The 19,231-nt window shown below is 59.7% G+C and carries 22 protein-coding genes; 12 read left to right on the top strand and 10 right to left on the bottom strand.

The annotated features are described in order from the left end of the window. Positions 1–282: 282 nt before the first annotated feature. Both AC1RMF_RS24490 and AC1RMF_RS24485 read right to left on the bottom strand, forming a co-directional pair. Positions 283–489, bottom strand: coding sequence for a hypothetical protein (locus AC1RMF_RS24490; RefSeq protein WP_493145011.1), 207 nt, complete (start codon positions 487–489; stop codon positions 283–285). Between the two features lie 764 nt (positions 490–1,253). Next, positions 1,254–2,243, bottom strand: a complete 990-nt coding sequence (locus AC1RMF_RS24485; RefSeq protein ID WP_493145009.1) for a LysR family transcriptional regulator — start codon at positions 2,241–2,243, stop codon at positions 1,254–1,256. A gap of 124 nt (positions 2,244–2,367) precedes the next feature. Between AC1RMF_RS24485 and AC1RMF_RS24480 the strand changes: the two genes are divergently transcribed. The 11 genes from AC1RMF_RS24480 (at position 2,368) to AC1RMF_RS24430 (ending at position 11,120) form a co-directional block, all read left to right on the top strand. Further along, a complete protein-coding gene (locus tag AC1RMF_RS24480) occupies positions 2,368–3,219 on the top strand; it encodes an aldo/keto reductase (protein WP_493145007.1) in 852 nt (283 codons plus the stop codon). Positions 3,220–3,257: 38 nt separating this feature from the next. Further along, positions 3,258–4,460 (top strand): aldo/keto reductase, encoded by a 1,203-nt coding sequence (locus tag AC1RMF_RS24475; RefSeq protein WP_493145005.1) that lies wholly within the window; start codon positions 3,258–3,260, stop codon positions 4,458–4,460. Between the two features lie 33 nt (positions 4,461–4,493). Continuing rightward, positions 4,494–5,525, top strand: coding sequence for an alpha/beta hydrolase (locus tag AC1RMF_RS24470; protein WP_493145003.1), 1,032 nt, complete (start codon positions 4,494–4,496; stop codon positions 5,523–5,525). Further along, complete coding sequence (locus AC1RMF_RS24465) at positions 5,522–5,659, top strand: hypothetical protein (protein WP_493145002.1); 138 nt, start codon at positions 5,522–5,524, stop codon at positions 5,657–5,659. Before AC1RMF_RS24470 ends, AC1RMF_RS24465 begins: the two co-directional genes overlap by 4 nt. Positions 5,660–5,754: 95 nt before the next feature. Next, positions 5,755–6,213 (top strand): cytochrome P460 family protein, encoded by a 459-nt coding sequence (locus AC1RMF_RS24460; protein ID WP_493145001.1) that lies wholly within the window; start codon positions 5,755–5,757, stop codon positions 6,211–6,213. Next, the gene (locus AC1RMF_RS24455) at positions 6,210–6,902 is read left to right on the top strand and encodes a DUF4405 domain-containing protein (protein ID WP_493145000.1); all 693 of its coding nucleotides are present in this window, start codon (positions 6,210–6,212) and stop codon (positions 6,900–6,902) included. Before AC1RMF_RS24460 ends, AC1RMF_RS24455 begins: the two co-directional genes overlap by 4 nt. Further along, positions 6,899–7,408 carry a (R)-mandelonitrile lyase gene (locus AC1RMF_RS24450; protein WP_493144998.1) on the top strand — a complete coding sequence of 170 codons (510 nt, stop codon included), beginning with the start codon at positions 6,899–6,901 and terminating at the stop codon, positions 7,406–7,408. The genes AC1RMF_RS24455 and AC1RMF_RS24450 overlap by 4 nt, the downstream gene beginning before the upstream one ends. Continuing rightward, positions 7,386–8,147 (top strand): carboxymuconolactone decarboxylase family protein, encoded by a 762-nt coding sequence (locus AC1RMF_RS24445; protein ID WP_493144996.1) that lies wholly within the window; start codon positions 7,386–7,388, stop codon positions 8,145–8,147. Before AC1RMF_RS24450 ends, AC1RMF_RS24445 begins: the two co-directional genes overlap by 23 nt. 82 nt (positions 8,148–8,229) lie before the next feature. Further along, positions 8,230–9,210: an aldo/keto reductase gene (locus AC1RMF_RS24440; protein WP_493144995.1), complete on the top strand. Its 981-nt coding sequence runs from the start codon at positions 8,230–8,232 to the stop codon at positions 9,208–9,210. A gap of 37 nt (positions 9,211–9,247) precedes the next feature. Next, positions 9,248–10,669 carry an MFS transporter gene (locus tag AC1RMF_RS24435; protein ID WP_493144993.1) on the top strand — a complete coding sequence of 474 codons (1,422 nt, stop codon included), beginning with the start codon at positions 9,248–9,250 and terminating at the stop codon, positions 10,667–10,669. A 37-nt stretch (positions 10,670–10,706) separates the two neighbouring features. After that, a complete protein-coding gene (locus AC1RMF_RS24430; RefSeq protein ID WP_493144992.1) occupies positions 10,707–11,120 on the top strand; it encodes a (R)-mandelonitrile lyase in 414 nt (137 codons plus the stop codon). A 160-nt stretch (positions 11,121–11,280) separates the two neighbouring features. Here AC1RMF_RS24430 and AC1RMF_RS24425 read toward each other — a convergent pair whose 3' ends face one another. Beyond that, a complete protein-coding gene (locus AC1RMF_RS24425; protein ID WP_493144990.1) occupies positions 11,281–12,366 on the bottom strand; it encodes a porin in 1,086 nt (361 codons plus the stop codon). A 364-nt stretch (positions 12,367–12,730) separates the two neighbouring features. Between AC1RMF_RS24425 and AC1RMF_RS24420 the strand changes: the two genes are divergently transcribed. Further along, positions 12,731–13,702, top strand: a complete 972-nt coding sequence (locus AC1RMF_RS24420) for an AraC-like ligand-binding domain-containing protein (RefSeq protein ID WP_493144988.1) — start codon at positions 12,731–12,733, stop codon at positions 13,700–13,702. 50 nt (positions 13,703–13,752) lie between these two features. On the opposite strand, the gene AC1RMF_RS24415 is transcribed toward AC1RMF_RS24420, so the two are convergent. The 7 genes from AC1RMF_RS24415 to AC1RMF_RS24385 are packed head-to-tail and all read right to left on the bottom strand — an operon-like array spanning position 13,753 to position 19,207. Continuing rightward, the gene (locus AC1RMF_RS24415) at positions 13,753–14,142 is read right to left on the bottom strand and encodes a nuclear transport factor 2 family protein (RefSeq protein WP_493144986.1); all 390 of its coding nucleotides are present in this window, start codon (positions 14,140–14,142) and stop codon (positions 13,753–13,755) included. Positions 14,143–14,149: 7 nt separating this feature from the next. Next, positions 14,150–14,938, bottom strand: coding sequence for a MoaF C-terminal domain-containing protein (locus AC1RMF_RS24410; protein WP_493144985.1), 789 nt, complete (start codon positions 14,936–14,938; stop codon positions 14,150–14,152). A 30-nt stretch (positions 14,939–14,968) separates the two neighbouring features. Beyond that, complete coding sequence (locus AC1RMF_RS24405; protein ID WP_493144983.1) at positions 14,969–15,763, bottom strand: SDR family NAD(P)-dependent oxidoreductase; 795 nt, start codon at positions 15,761–15,763, stop codon at positions 14,969–14,971. Positions 15,764–15,793: 30 nt separating this feature from the next. Then, positions 15,794–16,531: an ABC transporter ATP-binding protein gene (locus AC1RMF_RS24400; RefSeq protein WP_493144982.1), complete on the bottom strand. Its 738-nt coding sequence runs from the start codon at positions 16,529–16,531 to the stop codon at positions 15,794–15,796. Positions 16,532–16,536: 5 nt separating this feature from the next. Continuing rightward, positions 16,537–17,241, bottom strand: coding sequence for an ABC transporter ATP-binding protein (locus tag AC1RMF_RS24395; RefSeq protein WP_493144980.1), 705 nt, complete (start codon positions 17,239–17,241; stop codon positions 16,537–16,539). Beyond that, positions 17,234–18,322: a branched-chain amino acid ABC transporter permease gene (locus tag AC1RMF_RS24390; RefSeq protein ID WP_493144978.1), complete on the bottom strand. Its 1,089-nt coding sequence runs from the start codon at positions 18,320–18,322 to the stop codon at positions 17,234–17,236. Before AC1RMF_RS24390 ends, AC1RMF_RS24395 begins: the two co-directional genes overlap by 8 nt. 27 nt (positions 18,323–18,349) lie before the next feature. Then, entirely contained in the window at positions 18,350–19,207 is an 858-nt protein-coding gene (locus AC1RMF_RS24385) for a branched-chain amino acid ABC transporter permease (RefSeq protein WP_493144976.1), read from the bottom strand. Positions 19,208–19,231 lie beyond the last annotated feature (24 nt).

The following is a 19,231-nucleotide window of genomic DNA, read 5'->3' as shown; positions in this document are numbered from 1 at the left end:
TTAATTCCTTTCCTGATCCAACGACCGCTACTTCTTTATAAGGTCCGCTGTTTTCGGCTCCTCCTTTGTTGATTCCTTTATTTTTTTTGTCATTTGCTTGTGATTTCTTCTGTGTTGCCATGATTTTTCCATTGGTAGCTTCAAGAAAAACTAGCTTATCTGTTTGGCAGAAATTATTTTTATGACGTGAGCCCGCTATACATGGCCTATTGCAACAAATTATGGTTTTTCCAATATTGGGATGATCTGTTCTCGCCAAAGAAGTCCCTATTGAGTGCTTTATCAAAACACGTTTACGTCAAGTTTGCCGAACTGTGTGTAGATCTGCTTTAAATTGCGCCGCTGTTCGCGTGGTTTTGTAATCTCTACTGCCAGCCAAGTAGACAGCTTTTCAGCACAGGGGGCGAGCTTGCTTGAGCTGATCCGCTTTGCGTAGGCCAGCTCTGGTTCATACGAACACAGGTACTTTTTCATGGTGTTGCTAGCCATGCCTGTACGCCTGGAAATCTCACCTACATTCTTGACTCCTTGGGCCTTATATGAGCGCCACCACCCGGCTGGCTATCTGACCTCATCCCTTGAGAAACCTCCATCAATCGACCGTATTTCAATTCGGTTGATTCCCGCCATCTGAATATGTATTTCTTGCGACCAAGTTCATCATTTGGACTCCTAGATACCCATATGGCATAAAACGCGCATTACATTTCCACCACTTCTGACGCAGGCCTTTACCTTTGGCCAATTTCATGCACTTTTTTCAACCAAAAACGGTTTAAATGGGCCTGGTTGCGTTTTTCGACCTTTTTGGCTCTACCCCCCAAACGCATCTTTTAAGTGGTACCAAGGCTCATTTCGTAGGTCTTTTTGTTGAATGGGTCGAGAACTGATCCACTTAGAACAGTAATTTCCATTCAAAACTGACTCACGTAGGACCTACCCTGCGTGTCTTAGCCGGCAGGGAGCTTCACAGCATGAGGCACGGAGCCAAATCAGACATTTCTATTTGGCTAGAACCGGACATTACAACTTGGCTGTAACAAATGCAGTTGATACAAGCACCGGTTATGTTAAGCATAAGAAGTAAGTGCAGGTCCATTATTAGGGTGCGGCACCTCACAGGAGACGATTCCCATGAAATCCACATAACAGTCACCCATAGTGGAATGTGCAGACAGCAGACTCCACCGAAGCGTGTTCGGGTATCGAAATTTGCGATCAGCCAGATCCAAGGTGGCCGTTTCAATCAAGGGCTACTGTTTAGCCTGGCTCTTGAGCGACAGCATCAGGCTAGGCAGCTGGCTTTTGGCGCGGACTAGTTCCTTGCTGCTGAGCGTGTACTGCGGGCAGTTGGTAAGGCGTTCCACAGCCAGATCGACAAAGGCCCGCGCACGTGCCGGCTGCGATTTCCTGCTGCCGAAGTACACGAAGTAGCTGGCAATGTCAGGCATGTGGTTCAACAGAATGGGCACGAGCTGGCCGCTTCGGATATAGGGAGCAGCGCTCGCCCCGGCCAGTTGCCCCAGTACCTTGCCTGCCACCACCGCATGCAACTCCAGCACCTCGTCGTTGCTGATGATGGCCGGCACCACCGGTTGCTCCACCAGATGTCCGTCCAGCATCACATGCCAGGGCGCGAGTTTGCCGGTGGCCGGATGGCGAAATACGCTGCAGCGGTGGCCGGACAACGCCGCCAGCGAATCCGGCACGCCATGGCGCGCGAAATACGCCGGAGCGCCACAAATCACCAACTGCAACGGAAACAGCCGGCGCGCAATCACGCCCTCATCCGCCGAAGGCCCCAGGCGAAAGCCCACATCAACCCGGTCTTCCACCCAGTTGCCCACGCGGTCCTCCAGCAGCACATCGGGTTGGATGCCGGGATAGCGCTCGCAGAATTCCTCGATCAGCGACCAAAGAATGGGTTGAAAGGTGGTGCGCGGCCCGGCGATGCGCAGTGGCCCGGCAAACTCATCGCTGGTGGTTCTGGCCCTTGCCAGCGCGCGCTGCACCCCGAACAGGGCCGGCTGCACCTCTTCCAGCAGGCGTTGGCCTGCATCGGTCAGGGACATGACGCGGGTAGTGCGATGGAACAGTCGCACAGCCAGATGCTTTTCCAGTTGCGCCAACGCTTTGCTGGCGGCCTGGGGGCTGATATCCAGATCCTGCGCGGCCCGGCGCAGGCTACCCAGCTCGGCTGCCTTGATAAAGGTGGAGACAGAACGCAGTTCATTGATGGCCATGGATGGTGTTCTCCTGCTGCGCATTATCCCTTTTTGGATGCTAATCCAACAATGCTTTTGCAGCTATTCAGATGGGATTGGACTGCTTACAGTCTGGCCCATACGAACCGCTTAGGAGCTTTCCATGGAACATGTCACTTTGAACACCGGCAGCAAAATGCCCATACTCGGCTTTGGTGTCTTCCAGATCCCGGATGCACAGGAGTGCGAGCGCAGCGTCATCGATGCCATCCAGACCGGCTATCGCCTGATCGATACCGCCGCCTCCTACATGAACGAAGAGGCCGTGGGCAAAGGCCTGCGCGCTGCCGGCGTGGCCCGCGAGGAACTGTTTGTTACCACCAAGCTATGGGTTCAGGACGTCGGCTTTGACCGCACACAGCAAGCGATCGACAAATCGCTCAAGCGCCTGCAGCTCGACTACCTCGACCTATACCTGATCCACCAGCCCTATGGCGATGTGCACGGCGCCTGGCGCGCCATGGAGCTGGCCCACAAACAGGGCAAGCTGCGCGCCATTGGCGTGAGCAACTTTCACCCGGACCGGCTCATGGACATCAAGGTGTTTAACGAGATCACCCCGGCCGTGAACCAGGTGGAGGTGAACCCGTTCCAACAGCAACTGGAGAGCGTGCCCTTCATGCAGGAATTGGGTGTGCAGGCGCAGGCTTGGGCACCGTTTGCCGAAGGCCGCAACAACTTGTTCCAGAACGAGGTGCTGGTGTCCATCGGCGCGCGCCATGGCAAGTCGGTGGGCCAGGTGGTGCTGCGCTGGCTGATCCAGCGCGGTGTCGCAGCACTGGCCAAGACGGTGCGCAAGGAGCGGATGGCGGAGAACCTGGCCGTGTTTGATTTCCAACTCGACGCCACCGAGATGGAGCGCATTGCCACATTGGATACCAACACCAGCAGTTTCTTCTCACACCGCGATCCGGCCATGGTGAAGTGGATGAGCGAACGCCGCATTCCCACCTGATTGGCCGCACAGCCTGTTTCCGACCCGGAGTGATCACCATGTCCAAGCAAGATACCCGCACATCGCATGCGTCCCAAGGCCTGCAACGCCGCCAACTGCTGGCCACAGCCGCCAGCCTGGGCCTAACACCTTGGCTGCTGTCCGCCTGCGCCAGCCAGGCCGCCGCCCCTGTTGCGGGTGCTCCGCGCGAACGCACGGCAGGCCAGCGGCGCAAACTGGGGCCGTTTGAGGTCTTCCCGGTTGGCCTGGGTTGCCAATGGCATCCCGGTTCGGTACCAGGAGCGGTGCTCGACGCCTACCACAGCGGCTTTGACCGCCAGGCCGCCGTCGCGCTGATTCGCAGAGCGGTGGAGCGTGGTGTCACGCTGATCGACACAGCCGAAGCCTATGGTCCCTTTCTCTCCGAAGAGATAGTGGGAGAGGCGCTGCAAGGCCTGCGCGACAAAGTGGTGCTGGAAACCAAGTTCGGCTTTGATATCGACCTGAAGACAGGCAAACGCCTGGGCGTCCAGAACAGCCGGCCCGAGCACATCAAACAGGTGGTCGAGGCCCAATTGCGCCGTCTGCGCACCGACCGCATCGATGTGCTGATCCAGCACCGGGTCGATCCGCAGGTGCCGATTGAAGACGTGGCCGGTGCCGTCAAAGATCTGGTTGTACAGGGCAAAGTTTTGCACTACGGCTTGTCCGAACCGGGCGTGCAAACGATTCGCCGCGCCCACGCCGAACTTCCACTGGCTGTGATCCAGAACGAATACTCCATGCTGTGGCGCGGGCCGGAGGCCCAGGTGCTGCCCGTCTGTGAAGAGTTGGGCATTGGCTTTGTTTGCTGGAGCCCGCTGGGCATGGGCTTTCTCACCGGCACGGTGAAGGCCGACAGCCGCTTTGAGACCAGTCCCGATATGGACTTCCGCGCCACGGTGCCGCGCTTTGCGCCCGAGGCCCTGCCGGCAAACATGGCCTTGGTCAATGTGGTCAAGAACTGGGCCGAGCGAAAGAGCGCCACGCCGGCCCAACTGGCTCTGGCCTGGCTGCTGGCACAAAAGCCCTGGATCGTGCCCATTCCGGGCACCACCAAGATCGCCCACATGGAAGAAAACCTGGGTGCTGCCGCGATCCGCCTCACGCCAGATGAACTCAAGCAACTGAATGCCGATGTGGTGGCCGTCACAATCCAGGGCGCGCGCCTGCCGCCGGCTGTGATGGCGATGTCCGGGGTGGAGGCGCCGCTCAAGCACTGAGCAGCAAGGCAGATGGCGCGAAGGAAGTTCCAAATGCATGCGCTGCAATCGGCCGGCCTGTCGCTGTTGCTGTCCTCCACGGCCCTGCTGGCCGAGGCCGGCAACAGCGATGCGCAGGCACATGCTCCCGTGCCAAAAAACACCGCAACGCAGCAGGCATCCAGGGCCCAAACCAGTCCATTGGGCACCGCCAGCCGCCTGTCAGAACTGCTGAGCCATCCGGCCTTTACCGGCTTCTCCCGTTTGCTGCTGCCCTGGGATGACCGTGCCTACGATGCACAGATGCCGCTGAGCGATATCGGTGCGCTGTTGCCGTACCACAGCCATGTGCTTCCCGAGGTGGTCGTTAGCGGCTTGAACCGGTTGGTGAACGATGTCGGCCAAGGCGAGGCTGTGTTTTTCGATATATATACCGAGGAACAAAAGCGCCTGGAGCCTTCCAAAAGGAATGCAGGCTTGTTTTTCTTTCGGGGCAAACCGGGTGCGCCATTTGCCCTCATTGCCCCGGGTGGCGGCTTTGCCTATGTCGCCTCGGTGCATGAAGGCTTTCCCTATGCGCAAGACATTAACCAGCTGGGCTTTAACGCCTTTGTATTGAAATACCGGGCCGGCTTGGGCGCAGCAGTCGCAACACAGGACATGGCTGCTGCCGTCACCTACATCTTCGACAACGCCAGCCGGCTGGATGTCGCCACGCAAGGCTATTCGTTATGGGGCAGTTCGGCCGGGGCCCGCATGGCCGCTTCCATCGGCTCGCACGGGGTCGCTGCGTTTGGCGGCAAACCACTGCCCAGGCCCGCCACCGTGGTGATGGCCTACACCGGCCACTCCGATACCGTGTCGGATGAACCGCCCACGTTTGTTGTCGTAGGTGCGCAGGACGGCATTGCCCCGCCAGCAACCATGGAGCGGCGCGTCGCCACCCTGCGCCAGGCCGACACCAGGGTGGAGTACCACAAGTACTCCGGCCTGGGCCACGGCTTCGGTACCGGCGCCGGCACCACGGCCGAGGGCTGGGTAGAGGATGCCACCCGCTTCTGGCAACGCTTCACCACCACGCCATGAACCCGATGGAACAGATCACGCGCTTGGCTGGCACCAACCACTTGTCGCTGAGCACGCCCATGATGGGCGAGCGCTCGGACCTGCTTGCGCCCGCGCCGCGCGGCCATTGGTGGCGTCTGGCCGCGCAGCCCTGAACGCACCAAGGATGCACATGCCTCTTTTCTTATCCAACGCTATGGCACGAAACCTTCGCAAAAAACCAACCATCCGCCTTTGCGTCGCAGCATGGGTGGCATGCACCGTCGGCGCGGCCTTGCTGGGTGCAGAAGCACTGGCAGAGACCAACCGCGTGACCTTCCCGGAACTGGACAAGCTGATCCACTACACCACGGTACGGCGTGGCAACTCGGTGGAAACCATGTTGACCACACGCGAGGCAATGAATGCCGCACGCAAGGGACAGCCCATCCCGACCGGCACCCACTTCGTGCTGGTCGACTACCGTGACGGCAAGCCTTCGCGCTACTTCGTGATGCAAAAGGGCGCCGGTTGGGGTCAGGACTACGATGCGCGTCGGCGAACCGACGACTGGCAGTTCCAGTGGTTCCTCACGGATCAGAAGTCCATCAATCCAAGTGAGAATACAGCGCGCTGCCAGTCCTGCCATGAGCAGCGCAAGGGCGATGAGTTCCTCTATACCCTGAGCGAACTGCGCAGCTATGACCCTGCGATGCCGCCCGCCAAATGAGTGCCCATCTTGCAACCCGCCTGGGCATCATTCTTGCGGCAGCTGTCCTGTTGCTGCTGGCCCTGCCCTACTACTGGCAGGGCAACATCTTTCACGAGCTCACAGGGGCCGGCATGCTGGTGCTGCTGATGGTGCACAACGTATTCAACCGGCGCTGGTACACAGGCCTGGTGCGCAGGCCATCTGACGCGCGCAGTGCCATGCACCGGGCTGTTGTACTGTGCCTGGTGGGCGTTATGCTGACCTTGCTGGTGACAAGTGTGATGGTGTCCAACTTTCTTTTCGCCGCACTGGAGCTGGACAACTCCTCTCGCGCGAAGCAAATCCACGCGCTGGCGGCCTGGTGGGGAATCATCATCGTTGCAAGCCATGTGGGCATGCGTTGGAGCATGCTTATGGGCGTCGTGCGCCGTGCATTCGGCATCCATTACACAAGTTCAACGCGCACATGGGTACTGCGACTGGCCTCTCTTGCCATTGCGGTTCAGGGCATTCGCAGCTCATTTGAGCTTGGTATCGGTGCCAAACTGCTCCTTCAGCCCACCCCCGATTGGTGGGATTTTGGAGAATCGTCCGTGGGGTTCTTCCTGCATTGCCTCGCCATCGCAGGGCTCTATGCAGTTGCCAGCTACTACACCGTGTGGTGTACACAGCGCGGCCAGCGCATACGGGTCGGGAGCAAGGTATGAAACCATCGTTCTTTGTGGGAATCACCCTGTGCGCTCTCACTGCCGTTGCCACTGCTGCCGACCCGCAAGTCCCGGCCGGCGCACCGGCTGCATCACCCACCCCAATCCAGCACATCACGCGCGCAGGCGACCAAGCAACAAGTTACGGGTCACCAGAACACTTTAGCGGGCTTGCGCGGGTCGACGCCCTGTTCTCCCCCAATGACGCCATCGATGCCTCAGGCGCTTATGTGACTTTCGATCCCGGCGCGCGCACCGCATGGCATACGCATCCGGCTGGGCAACGGTTGGTGGTGACTTCTGGCATGGGACTGACACAAGAGTGGGGCAAGCACGTGCAAGTCATACACGCGGGTGATGTCGTGTGGTGCCCGCCCGGCGTCAAGCATTGGCATGGCGCAGCGCCAGACTCCGCAATGACCCATCTGGCTGTGGGCCGCGCAGTCGATGGCCAATCTGTAACCTGGTTGGAGAAAGTAAGCGATGAACAATACAACGCACGTTAAGCACAGCTCGGTCCGCGCGGCAAGCGTTGCCCTGCTGCTGGGTATGGGACTGCTGTCCTTGCCCGCTCACGCCGATCAGACCCCGCCGGAAGCACCCCATATGAACGCACAAAATCACTCCGAGACGCTTTCCCCCAGGCAGCAGGCCATCCCGCTGATCGCCAGCTGCATGGCGGCCAGCGACATGGCCGGGCTCAACCGAGCCCTGCAGGAGGGACTGGACGCGGGCCTGAGCATCGGCGAGGCCAGGGAAATTCTGGTGCAGCTCTATGCCTACGTGGGCTTTCCGCGCAGCCTCAACGCGCTGGGTGAGCTGATGAAGGTGTTGGAGGCGCGCAGGCAGCGCGGCATTCAGGACACGCCGGGGTGCGAACCCGGCCGTGCCATTCCTACCGGGGACGCCTTGCTCGCGGCGGGCAAAGCCAACCAAACCAAGATTTCCGGGGCGCCGGTTCAGGGCCCCTTGTTCGACTTCGCGCCGGTTATCAACCAGTATCTGCAGGTCCATTTGTTCGGCGATATTTTTGAGCGCGACAACCTGGACTGGCAAAGCCGCGAACTGGCCACGGTCGGCGCACTGGCCGCAACGCCAGGCGCGGAACCGCAGCTGCGCTCGCATATGGCAGCCAGCCTGCGGGTGGGCCTGACGGCCGCGCAGTTGCGCCAATTGACCGAAGTGCTGGCAGAGCGTGGCGATGCGCTGGCGGCAAAGCGCGCCGCTGCAGCGCTGCCGCAGTAGCGGGCGCCGGCACAAGGGCAATTGGCAGGCTTAGGCCCGGCAGGAACAGGAAAACACACAGCAACAGCAACGGAGAAGAAGCATGGAAAAACGCAAACTGGGAAGCAACGGACTGGAAGTTTCGGCCCTGGGCCTGGGCTGCATGGGCCTGAGCTTTGGTTTCGGCCCGGCCACAGAAAAGACGGCGGGAATTGCGCTCATCCGCTCTGCCGTGGAGCGCGGCGTCACGTTCTTCGATACCGCCGAAGCCTATGGCCAGTTCAATGAGGAACTGGTTGGCGAGGCGCTGGCACCGGTGCGCGACCAGGTGGTGATTGCCACCAAGTTTGGCTTCAAGGATGGCAGCCCGGCGCTTGGGCTCGACAGCCGCCCGGAACGCATCCGGCTGGTGGTCGAGCAGTCGCTGAAGCGCCTGCGCACCGACCATATCGACCTGCTCTACCAGCACCGGGTTGATCCGGCGGTACCCATGGAAGAAGTGGCCGGCGCGGTCGGGGAACTGATCCGTCAGGGCAAGGTGAAATACTTTGGTCTGTCCGAAGCCGGAGCGGATGCCATTCGCCGCGCCCATGCGGTGCAAGCCGTGTCGGCACTGCAGAGCGAATACTCGCTCTGGTGGCGCGAGCCGGAGCAGAGCGTGTTGCCAACGCTGGAAGCACTGGGCATTGGTTTTGTGCCCTTCGCGCCGCTGGGCAAAGGCTTTCTGACCGGCGCCATCACTGCGAGCACCGAGTTCGCAGACGGTGACTATCGCAAGCAACTACCCCGTTTCGAAGCGGCGGCGCGCCAGGCCAATCTGGCCATCGTCGAACTGCTGGGCGTAATGGCCGACAGCAAGCAGGCCACCCGGGCCCAGATCGCACTGGCCTGGCTGCTGGCGCAAAAGCCCTGGATTGTTCCGATTCCGGGCACCACCAAATTGCATCGGCTGGAGGAAAACTGCGCTGCCGCTGCCGTCCCGCTGACGGCCGATGAAGTGGCCCGCATCAACGCCGCGGTGGCCGCGATTCCTGTTCAGGGTGCCCGCTATACGGCTGCGATGCAAAAGATGGTCAACCGATGAAACCTGCGCTCAATCTGTGCGACGGCCCTGGCGAGGGATGCGCATGAAGAATACCCAGGCAACACGGCAGGCCGCCATCCTGGCCATCATCGTCACCAGCTACCTGATGCTGGTGGTCGACATCTCCATCGTGCTGACGGGCTTGCCCAATATCCAGGCCGAGCTGGGCTTCTCGCACGCAGCACTGTCCTGGGTGCAGAACGCCTACACGCTGACCTTTGGCGGCTTCCTCTTGCTGGGTGCACGTGCCGGTGACATTCTAGGACGCCGGCGCATGTTTGTGGCCGGGCTGGCGTTGTTTACGGCCGCCTCCATGGCGATTGGCCTGGCGCCCTCGCCCGCCTGGCTGCTACTGGGCCGCGCCGTTCAGGGTGTGGGGGCTGCGATTCTTGCACCATCCACCCTGGCCCTGCTCTCCATCCATTTTGCCGAGGGCCATGCGCGCACCCGAGCTCTCTCGCTGTATGCGGCTGCCGCCGGTGTGGGCGCAAGCCTGGGTCTGGTGCTGGGCGGCCTGGTCGCCGAGATGATTTCCTGGCGCGTCGGCTTCTTCATCAATTTGCCGATTGGCATGGCGCTGATCCTGGGTGCCAGGCGCTGGCTGGTGGAGACGCCCCTGAAGTCAGGCCGGCTGGATGTGGCCGCAGCAGTGAGTTCCACGCTGGGCATGGGCGCCCTAGTATTTGGCATTGTGCGTTCTGCGGAATCCGGCTGGACCGATCCGGTCACCGTCCTGTCGGTTGCAGCCGGTCTGGCACTGCTGCTGTACTTTGTGCTCCATGAGTCGCGTGCGCTGCAACCCATTCTGCCGCTGCACCTGTTCAGCAACCGCGAACGCAACGCAGCCTATGCCGCCCGCATGTTGTTTCTGGGCGGCATGGTGGGCTTCTGGTTTTTCACCACGCAATTTCTCCAGGGCGTTTTGCTCTATAAGCCGCTGCACGCCGGCCTCGCGTTTCTGCCGGTGACGATTCCCAACTTTGTGGCGGCCATCGCGGTGCCCCGCGTGAGCCGCAGGTTTGGCAACGCCAGGGTGCTGGCATTTGGCTTGTGCCTTTGCATTGCTGGCCTGGCCTGGATGGCCTGCCTGAGCGATCGGTCCGCGTACACCACAGCTATCGCCTTGCCCATGCTGCTGATTGGCATCGGCCAGGGGTTATCGCTTGCACCACTCACCGTGTCCGCCGTCCAGGGTGTTGCCAGCGAAGACGCGGGCGCAGCCTCCGGCCTTGTCAACATGGCCCACCAGCTGGGAGGCTCGCTGGGCTTAAGCATTCTGGTTGTGGTGTTTGCATGGGGAGGCCCGGTCGAAGCGGGCTCTGCGGCGGGACTGGCACGGCACATAGCCCATACCTTCACTGCGAGCACGGTCATGCTGACCGGCGCCCTGGCGCTGGTACTTTTTTTCATCGTCCGCCCGCACAGGCCAACTTCGCCGCGTGCGGGACTGGCGGGCTGAGACAGCACTCTACACATTCACGCAAAGGAAACTATCCATGAAAATCACCCGCAATGGGACAACGCCATCTGCCAAAGGCCCCGCAAGCTATTTCACCGGTTCGGTCCGGATCGACAACCACTTTCAAGCCGAAGGGGATGGCAGGTCCGTCGGCGCCATCGTCACCTTCGAAGCTGGCGCCCGCACGCACTGGCATACCCATCCTGCCGGTCAAACCCTGGTGGTGTTGTCAGGCACTGGCTGGACCCAATGCGAGGGCGGTTCGCGCACCGAAATTCGTGCAGGCGACGTTGTTTGGTGCCCCTGCCAGAGGCGCCACTGGCATGGCGCTTCACTGACTACGGCGATGTCCCATCTCGCTGTCACAGAGATGATCGACGGCAAGAGCGTTGAGTGGATGGAGCCGGTGAGCGACGAACAGTACCAGGGCGGTCCGCTCATCACGGGCTGAGAAACCGCATTACGGCCAGAATCGGGTGCGCCATACGCTCTGGCTGGCCACACTGACCGGTGTGCACGCAGTGGAGCAACCGTGCGAGGCACGCGGACAGGAGTGAAAGGACCGAACTGAAAGAGCGCACCTCCCCAGCGCGCTCCCCACTTCCGCCAGTTTAAAAGAATGCGTAGATGAATCCTAAGCTGATGGTCTGGGCGGTTTGCCCGGCACCAATAATGCCCTGGAAATTGGTGTCATTGGGCGGAGTGAAATTGAACACGGCCGTTGCCGTGCCGCTGTTCTTCACTGAGGCATACTGTGCATAGAAGGTCAGGTCCTTCAGCAATTTGTATTGCGCACCGACAGCTGCCGTGCTGACGTCATAGCTGTCCTTTTTAGATGTGTAGAAGCCCGCATCCAGCGTAGTCTTAGGCGTTGCCTGGTATGCGCCACCCAGACCTACTGTCATCAGGTCCTTGTACGTTGCGGTGGTTTGATCTGCGGCCACAAGCTTTAGGTTGAAGTCACCCAGTTGCTTGCCTACTCCCAATACAAAGCCATTTGAATCACCGTTCGCGCTGCTGCTGTTGGTGTAGCCGGAAATGGCCGCACTCATGCCCTCGCCCGCATAGTTGACGGTTAAACGAGTGCCGGAGTAGGCGTCAGAGTTTTGCGGTTTATATTGCAGTGATGCAGTCAAGCCGCTGTAGGCTGGGGTGGTGTAGGACAATGAACCAAAATCATCCGTGGTCAAGCCGCCCGCGGTGACAACAGCAGGAAGCGCGCTACCGAAGTTCGATCCACCGCGCGGATCAAATGCGACTACCGTACTGAAAGCCTGGTTGGGCTGTATGCCTATGCGGAAAGTCCCCGCGGCGCCAGTCAGATACAGGTTCGCCAGGCGGTTGAACAAGCCATCCTTGTCACCAAAGGCAAACTGGGAGTTGGCGGCAAACGGGCCAGCGGGTCCGTTGGGATTATTGGGAGACTGCAGCAGAAAGCCCTGCTCCAGTGCGAAGCCGCCGGTGTATCCTTCGCCCAAATCCCGGTCACCCTTGATGCCAAAAAAATTAGGCACACTGCCACCGCTAATGAATTCGGTTTTTCCGTTGATGGGAGCGGCACCACCGGATATGGAAGTTTGCGCCAGACCGCCATCCAGCAGGGCATAAAAGCCGATGCCTTCGGCTCGGGCGTTGACAGCCAAGGTCATGGCCATCGCGGCCAACATCAGTGCACTTGTCTTGAATGTATGTTTCATTTGTTCCTCGATAACTTGTATTTTTGAATTGGGTATTCACCCCGCAGGTGATCGGTAGATCGTTGATATTTGCCGCTTCTGAAGTGTCTCCTCTTTGTTTTGTCTCGTAATTCTGCGATGACCATTACTCACATCGAAGTGAATTACTTGCCTGTGCGCGCTGAGGAAAAAGTTAGTGCACTCGCAGAGTACTTAGGAGCCGAAACAAGCGATGGAGAAGATTCACAGACCCATCGCTGCGGCACCCATGGCCCTATTCGGCACCAAGGGTAATCCCTGAATAAATTCCATCATTTACTAATATCGAAGTGAATATACTTTCGAGCACTGGTTTGCAGCGCCCAAATCCCTTGTTGGAGACGCCATGAAATACCTTCACCTCGATACTTTTTGCACACCGCGCTCGGAGCGGGCGGAGCACTGGGCGGATATCAACCACCAGTACTTCGGCGACCTGGAAGTTGATGCCATGGAACTGAGTGCGGTCGAAGCCCAGCTCGACGTCTACAATCTGGGCGCAGTCCAGATCTATCGCATCGAAGCGCCCTCGCATCGCGTACGTAGAATCCATCGCCCCATGCATGACACGCTGGATGACAGCTACAAACTCATGTTGCAGCTCAAGGGCCACGCGAGGCTGGAAATAGCAGAACGCCGCTTTGATTTGAACCCGGGCGACTGGAGCCTCTACGACCCGCGGACGCAATATTCCATCCACAATTATGAGCCCGCCTCTTTAATGGTGGTCAAGATTCCACGCAGCCGCCTGAGCGGCCTGAGAGTGCCTGAGCTTCATTCCTGCGAGGCCCCACGCAATGATGGCGCTGGCTTGTCTGCGATGCTGGGCTCGGTGCTGAAGTCGCTGTCGGAGCAACTGCCCTCCTTGCCCGATGATTCTGGCCATGCCATCAGTGAAAGCATTCTGGGGCTGCTGACCTACACCCTGGGCCGGCACCAAGGCAACTTGAAGGAGCGTGTGCTGCCCCACGCCATCTTGAAGTCACGCGTTCGGCAATTCATACAGCAGCACCTCACCTGTAGCGACCTCAATCTGGACCGCATCGCCAACGCCATGCGCTGTTCCAAGCGGTACATTCACCTCGCTTTTGAAGACGAAAGCCTGTCGGTGGAGCGCTACATTTGGAAGTCGCGCCTGGAAATGGCACACCGTTGCCTGCTCTCTCCCTCGCACGCTTCAAACACCATTGCCCAGGTCTCAGTGGCCTGCGGTTTCAACAGCAATGCGCATTTCTGCAAGCTGTTCAAGAGCGAATACGGCTACGCACCGTCCGAGTTGCGAAAGAAAAATTCCCACTGCGCGCAAAGCGCACATTGAACTGAGCGCCGCAGCAGGCATGTGCGGCCTGCCCGGCTTCAAGTCGCCGATCAACGCATGGCGTTGCCTACCAACAAGGTATCGGTAAATTGCTCAAACTTCACCACCTGCCCGCCTTTCAGACGCCATACGTGCACTACGCGCGCTTGCATGGATTTGCCCGTGGCGCGGAAGGTTCCGCTGTAAGTGCCAATGCCTATGATCGCATCATTGCCGTCGATCAGGCTTTCCAGTTCGAAGCCGAAATTATCCCAGGCTGCACCCAAGGCCATGAACACATTTTCAATCACCGCCTGAGGTCCGACCCAGGTACCGGCACACGGGAAGCCGGCCATTTCGGTCCACTCCACGCTGGGTGAAACGTGCGCCATCATGCCGTCTATATCCTTGCGGTCGGAGGCAGCGTAGTGGGCTTTGATGATTTCGAAGTTGGGGCTCATGGAGTTCCTAGATGGGTGTGATTGCAGAAGCGTAGGTGGTCTGGGATGCCTTTTGCATAAAGGCACCTGCTGGGCTATTGGCCACTTCACCGGTACCGGTGAGGCCCAGAAACTTGCCGGTGGACCGGCCCGTCGCAAAGTTGAAGAAAAAGACCGAGGCCACTGGAATCAGAAACTCGCGGAAAGTGAAAATGTACTGGTCTTCAGCAAATTTGTAATAGCTGGCCATGTCCACATCTCCGTGGCCTTTTTGCACGCCCACCAGGCATTGCCAGCAGTAGCGCTGCGAATTCAGATAAGTGTGCTCATAGGTGTGGTTGGGACTGTAGGTCTGCCAGGTGCGTAGACCAATCAGATCGCGGGTTTCGTGTGGCAAGGCTGCACTGACCTCCCCGCCTTCGAGCCGCCCCACCGTAAAGGTTTGCGCCACACGCGGTTCAGCCTGAGCCACCTCGGCCGTACGAACCTCACATTCAATTGATAGCACGCGCCGCGTGACGGTATTGAGGATCAGGGTGGTGGCATGCAGCAGGCGCTTGGCAAAGGTGATGTCCACAAAGTACGTGAACGGTGCCACCTCAATGGCCTCGTACCAATCCGAGCTATTGCCCAAAACTGGATCGTTGAATTGCACCCGATGCAGCGTCTCAAAAGCAAGCGTGAACGTGCGCCCGGGCAGTTGAACCGTCAGCGTGCTTCCCACCAGGGCTTCACTTGCGGGTAGTCGGTTGGTCGCGATGCCTGCCGCGAACTCGTCATAGGTCTTCCAATCGGCGGGTTTTTTCTCTTCAGTCATAGGTGTGCTTTCCGGTGATGGGAAAAAGAATCAGGATGCAAAGGCAATGGTGGGCAGGTCCACCGCAGAGGCGCCGCCGTCGACCATCAGCCAGGTTCCGTTAACCATACTGGCACGGCGCGAGGCCAAATACAGGACGGCATCGGACACCTCTTCGGGCTGCGCAGGCCGGCCCAAAGGAATGTCTTTGGTGACCAGCGCATAGGCGCTGTCTGGGTCTACCAGACCTCGCATGCCGGCCAGCACCTGCATTTGCTCATCCGCCATGGCTGTGCGTACCCAACCCGGGCAGACCGCATTGGTGCGCACGCCCTGCCGGCCATAGTCGCGCGCCAGCGATCGGGTCAGGCCAATCAGCGCATGCTTCATGGTCACATAGCCCACTACAGCCGGGCCGGCAAAGTGACCGGCCAGTGAGGACAGGATGACGATATTGCCCCGGCGCGCGACCAAGCTGGGCATCAGTTCGCGGGCGCACACGAAGGCTGTATCCAGGTTCAAGTGGGTGGCCATGCGCCAGGATTCATCGCTGGTTTGCATCAGCTCACCAATGCCGTGTCCTCCGGCATTGGCCACCAGCACATCCACCCCACCAAACTTATCCAGCGTTTGGGCCAACGCAGCCTGTACATCGGCCGCATTCGCTGCGTCTCCTTCCACTACCAATCCGCTCAAAGGACCTGCCACATCCATCAGCGGCTGCTTTCTGCGTCCCATGAGCACCACCTGCCCACCGCGACGGACAAAGTCACGAGCAACTGCCGCGCCTATGCCGGTACCGCCTCCCGTAATGAAGGCCACTTTTCCATCGAAGTCCTGTTCCATCGCTAGTTCCTTTTAAATCGGTTGCGGCCCTCAGGCCAGATAGCTGCTATGCAAGATGTCCGGATGGGCGGCGAGTTCGGCAGAGGCGCCACTCCAGGCAATCTTGCCCCGCACCATCACGTGGGCGTGCTGCGACATGGACAGCGCCAGCGAAGTGAACTGCTCAATCAGCAGCACGCCCACGCCTTGCTTGGCCACAGTCACAATCACTTCGGCCAGGCGCTTCACCACCATGGGTGCCAGGCCCAACGAGAGTTCGTCAATCACTAGGAATCGCGGCTTGGCCAAGAGCGCCTGCGCCATGCAGACCATCTGCTTCTGACCGCCGGACAGTGAGCGCCCGGCCGCCTGTAGCTTGGCTTCCAGCTCAGGAAAGATGACCAGCACTTCCTCAATCGCCCTCGGAACGGCTTTCAGGGGCATGAGGCTTGCCGCCACCCGGAGGTTGTCCAGAACACTCAGGTCGCCCAACACCCTGTGCCCCTCTGGCACCACTGCCACGCCGTTGGCGCGCACGCGCTCGGGGCGAAGGCCACGTTGGTCTTTGGCGTCCAATTTGATGTGACCCGAAGTCAACGGAATGTCACCTGCAATAGCCATTACCAAACTGGATTTGCCAGCGCCATTGGCACCCACGAGGGCCGTCACCTCGCCCTGGCGAATGCTCAGGGAAACGCCGTGCAGCACTTCTTTGCCGCCGCGGTGCAATACGACGCCCTGCACATCGAGCAGTGCCAGGTCGGCTGGCGCTTGGTTGGTTGGAGTCATCACCATCATGTTCCCAAATAGGCACTGCGCACTTCTGGCGCGTTCAATACTTGCAGCGTGGGTCCGACCGCCAACAGTTGGCCAAAGTCCAGCACAAGTGTCTGTGTGCAAGTGCCTTTGATCAGTTCCACATCGTGGTCAATCAGCAGCACCTGGGCGCCACAGAATTTGTGGATGCCCAGGATGAGCGCCCGCAGTTGTTCGGCCTCCTGCTCGTTGATGCCTGCACCCGGCTCATCCAGCAGCAGCAGCTTGGGCGCTCCAACCAAGGCCTTGGCCAATTCCAACTTGCGGCGCTGAAAGAGATTGATTTGTGAACCCAGTGCATTGCAGATGGTGTCGAGCTGGGTGTACTCCAGCACCGCCGCGACCTTGGCCGGGTAATGCCGTTTGTCGGTATCTACCTGCTCCAGAATGGCAAGCACGTTGTCCCACACCGTCAGGTCTTCCACAACCTGTTCGGTCTGGAAGCTGCGACGTATGCCTGCGCGCACTCGGCCCACAGGAGACAGCCCCAGAATGGATTGGCCGTCCACCTCCACGCGGCCGGTCTTGGCGCGTGCGAAGCCGCTGAACACATTGACCAGCGTCGTCTTTCCCGCACCATTTGGCCCAATCAGGCCACACACTGGCTCGTTCAGTTTCACTGTCAGGCTGTCAATCGCCTTGAGGCCACCAAACTGCACCGTGACATTCTCAATATCAATCATGGCGCAGTTCCCCAGTGGTCTTGGTGGTAGTGCTGGTCTTGTCGGCGTTCAGACGGCGCTTGAGGGCTGCCAACCCGTCCAGCAATTGCCCGGCAATTCCGCGCTGTGCTGTGGTCAAGGCGTGCAGCAACGAAGCACCAAAGAACATGGTGGCCAGGTAGCCGTTCACACCATAGTCGGTGAGCAAGGCGGGTACGGCGCGCAGCAACAGACCGGCCAGCAACACGCCTAACCAGTGGTAGACACCGCCCACCACAGCCAGGGCAAACAGCATCACGGATTCACTTGCGCCAAAGGCCCTGCCATCGAGCTGACCCACGCCACCGGCAAGTAAGGCACCGCCGACACCCGCGCAAAAGCCCGCCAGACCGAAGGCCCAGGTCTGGTAGCGCAATACGTCCACACCGGCTGCATTAGCCGCAGCCTCGCCGCGGCGTATCAGTGCCCAGGCGCGACCTGGCTTACTCAACTTATGCAGTTCCACCAGCAGCAGCACCGCGGCCAGCCAAACGATGGCATAAGCGAGATACATGCTATCGGACTCGGCAAAGGGCGGGCGCGCCATCAACAAGCGATCCGTTCCCTGCGCCCGACCCAGCCAGCCCTCACCACCGTCCGGGAAGCCCCAAGCACTGATCAGCACCTGGTAGCCACCAGCCATCATCAGCGTTACCAGTGCCAGATACAAACCCTTCATGCGCAGGGCCGGCAGACCGGCCACCATGCCTGTGACACTGGCAAAGATGCCTGCGGCTAGTACACATAATTCAAACGGCAGATGCAGGCCATGTGAAAGGCGCAGTGCAATCCAGCCACCCGCGCCGACCAGCGCATACTGGCACAGGCTGACCAGACCCAACTGACCATACAAGAGCGAGGCACCGCTGACGGCGGCAGCAATGGCCACGACTGAGATCAGGGTCTTGATCCAGTAGCCATTGGCAAGTTGGGGCAGCATCACGGCGACCACCAGCAATACCAGCAGCATCAGCTTGATGTTGCGGGTGCGACTGGAGTGCAGAGCGCGCAAGCGTGCTGCCAGTTCCGCCTTGAGCGGCGGTGGGTTAGAGTTATTCGACATGGCAGGCAATGTGCTTTTTGAAACAGCTCAGGCAAGGCGCTGCGTGTTGGGAAACAAGATGATGGCCAGCAGGGCCAGCAAAAATGGAACAGAGGTGCGAAATGGCGCAAAGCCCGGAATCAAGATGGCCGTGGCCTCGATCACGCCGATCACAATGCCAGCGACCACTGTGGCCGGCAGAGAACTCAGCCGCCCCAGAATGGCGGCGGCAAAAGCGGGAATGACCAGAAAGGTCAGCAGCGTCGCCTGCAGGCGCACGATATTGGCTAACAGCAGACCGCAGACGCCAGCAAAGGCGCCCGAAAGCAGCCAGGCCGCGGTATCCACACGCAACACATAAATGCCCAGAATGGCGCTCAGGGACCGGTCATTGGCAAGTGCACGCATCTTCAGGCCGATGCGTGTGCGTGCCAGCAGCAGAGCTATGGCGCCCATCATGGCAATTGCCACCACCAGACTGATAATGCGCGTCCCCGTGAAGCGCACATCGCCGATGTCCAGTCCCCAGGCATCGCTGGGCAGAATCAGTCGTCGCGGGTTGGAGCCCCAGTACCATTCAGTAAAACCCATCAGCAACAGCGCCAGGCCCAGGGTACCAATGCTGCGGATGGTTGAGTCGCGCACCGCCAGCAGCGGTGCGATTAACCAGCCATACAACAGCGAGAGTCCCATGGCGGCGGCAACCGACGCGCCCCAAGCCATCCACATGGGCAGGCCGGCGTCCAACACCGACCAAGCCACATAGGCGCCGATGGCCCCCAACGCACCGAAGGCAAAGTTCAGCACGCCCGAGGCACGGTACAACACCACCAATCCCACGCCGGACAGTGCATAGACCGATCCAATGCCCAGACCGGAGATAAGAAATGGCAGCAGCTCACTCATGATTGCAAGAATGGATGGACAGGG

Source organism: Rhodoferax sp. GW822-FHT04A08 (assembly GCF_058801025.1).
This window is presented reverse-complemented; position numbering and strand designations above follow the sequence as displayed.

What these genes read in the sequence shown, in the direction of transcription:
- AC1RMF_RS24490 (WP_493145011.1), bottom strand. Translation starts at nt 489, where the DNA reads ATGGCTAGCAACACCATGAAAAAGTACCTGTGTTCGTATGAACCAGAG.
- AC1RMF_RS24485 (WP_493145009.1), bottom strand. Translation starts at nt 2,243, where the DNA reads ATGGCCATCAATGAACTGCGTTCTGTCTCCACCTTTATCAAGGCAGCC.
- AC1RMF_RS24480 (WP_493145007.1), top strand. Translation starts at nt 2,368, where the DNA reads ATGGAACATGTCACTTTGAACACCGGCAGCAAAATGCCCATACTCGGC.
- AC1RMF_RS24475 (WP_493145005.1), top strand. Translation starts at nt 3,258, where the DNA reads ATGTCCAAGCAAGATACCCGCACATCGCATGCGTCCCAAGGCCTGCAA.
- AC1RMF_RS24470 (WP_493145003.1), top strand. Translation starts at nt 4,494, where the DNA reads ATGCATGCGCTGCAATCGGCCGGCCTGTCGCTGTTGCTGTCCTCCACG.
- AC1RMF_RS24465 (WP_493145002.1), top strand. Translation starts at nt 5,522, where the DNA reads ATGAACCCGATGGAACAGATCACGCGCTTGGCTGGCACCAACCACTTG.
- AC1RMF_RS24455 (WP_493145000.1), top strand. Translation starts at nt 6,210, where the DNA reads ATGAGTGCCCATCTTGCAACCCGCCTGGGCATCATTCTTGCGGCAGCT.
- AC1RMF_RS24450 (WP_493144998.1), top strand. Translation starts at nt 6,899, where the DNA reads ATGAAACCATCGTTCTTTGTGGGAATCACCCTGTGCGCTCTCACTGCC.
- AC1RMF_RS24445 (WP_493144996.1), top strand. Translation starts at nt 7,386, where the DNA reads ATGAACAATACAACGCACGTTAAGCACAGCTCGGTCCGCGCGGCAAGC.
- AC1RMF_RS24440 (WP_493144995.1), top strand. Translation starts at nt 8,230, where the DNA reads ATGGAAAAACGCAAACTGGGAAGCAACGGACTGGAAGTTTCGGCCCTG.
- AC1RMF_RS24435 (WP_493144993.1), top strand. Translation starts at nt 9,248, where the DNA reads ATGCGCATGAAGAATACCCAGGCAACACGGCAGGCCGCCATCCTGGCC.
- AC1RMF_RS24430 (WP_493144992.1), top strand. Translation starts at nt 10,707, where the DNA reads ATGAAAATCACCCGCAATGGGACAACGCCATCTGCCAAAGGCCCCGCA.
- AC1RMF_RS24425 (WP_493144990.1), bottom strand. Translation starts at nt 12,366, where the DNA reads ATGAAACATACATTCAAGACAAGTGCACTGATGTTGGCCGCGATGGCC.
- AC1RMF_RS24420 (WP_493144988.1), top strand. Translation starts at nt 12,731, where the DNA reads ATGAAATACCTTCACCTCGATACTTTTTGCACACCGCGCTCGGAGCGG.
- AC1RMF_RS24415 (WP_493144986.1), bottom strand. Translation starts at nt 14,142, where the DNA reads ATGAGCCCCAACTTCGAAATCATCAAAGCCCACTACGCTGCCTCCGAC.
- AC1RMF_RS24410 (WP_493144985.1), bottom strand. Translation starts at nt 14,938, where the DNA reads ATGACTGAAGAGAAAAAACCCGCCGATTGGAAGACCTATGACGAGTTC.
- AC1RMF_RS24405 (WP_493144983.1), bottom strand. Translation starts at nt 15,763, where the DNA reads ATGGAACAGGACTTCGATGGAAAAGTGGCCTTCATTACGGGAGGCGGT.
- AC1RMF_RS24400 (WP_493144982.1), bottom strand. Translation starts at nt 16,531, where the DNA reads ATGACTCCAACCAACCAAGCGCCAGCCGACCTGGCACTGCTCGATGTG.
- AC1RMF_RS24395 (WP_493144980.1), bottom strand. Translation starts at nt 17,241, where the DNA reads ATGATTGATATTGAGAATGTCACGGTGCAGTTTGGTGGCCTCAAGGCG.
- AC1RMF_RS24390 (WP_493144978.1), bottom strand. Translation starts at nt 18,322, where the DNA reads ATGTCGAATAACTCTAACCCACCGCCGCTCAAGGCGGAACTGGCAGCA.
- AC1RMF_RS24385 (WP_493144976.1), bottom strand. Translation starts at nt 19,207, where the DNA reads ATGAGTGAGCTGCTGCCATTTCTTATCTCCGGTCTGGGCATTGGATCG.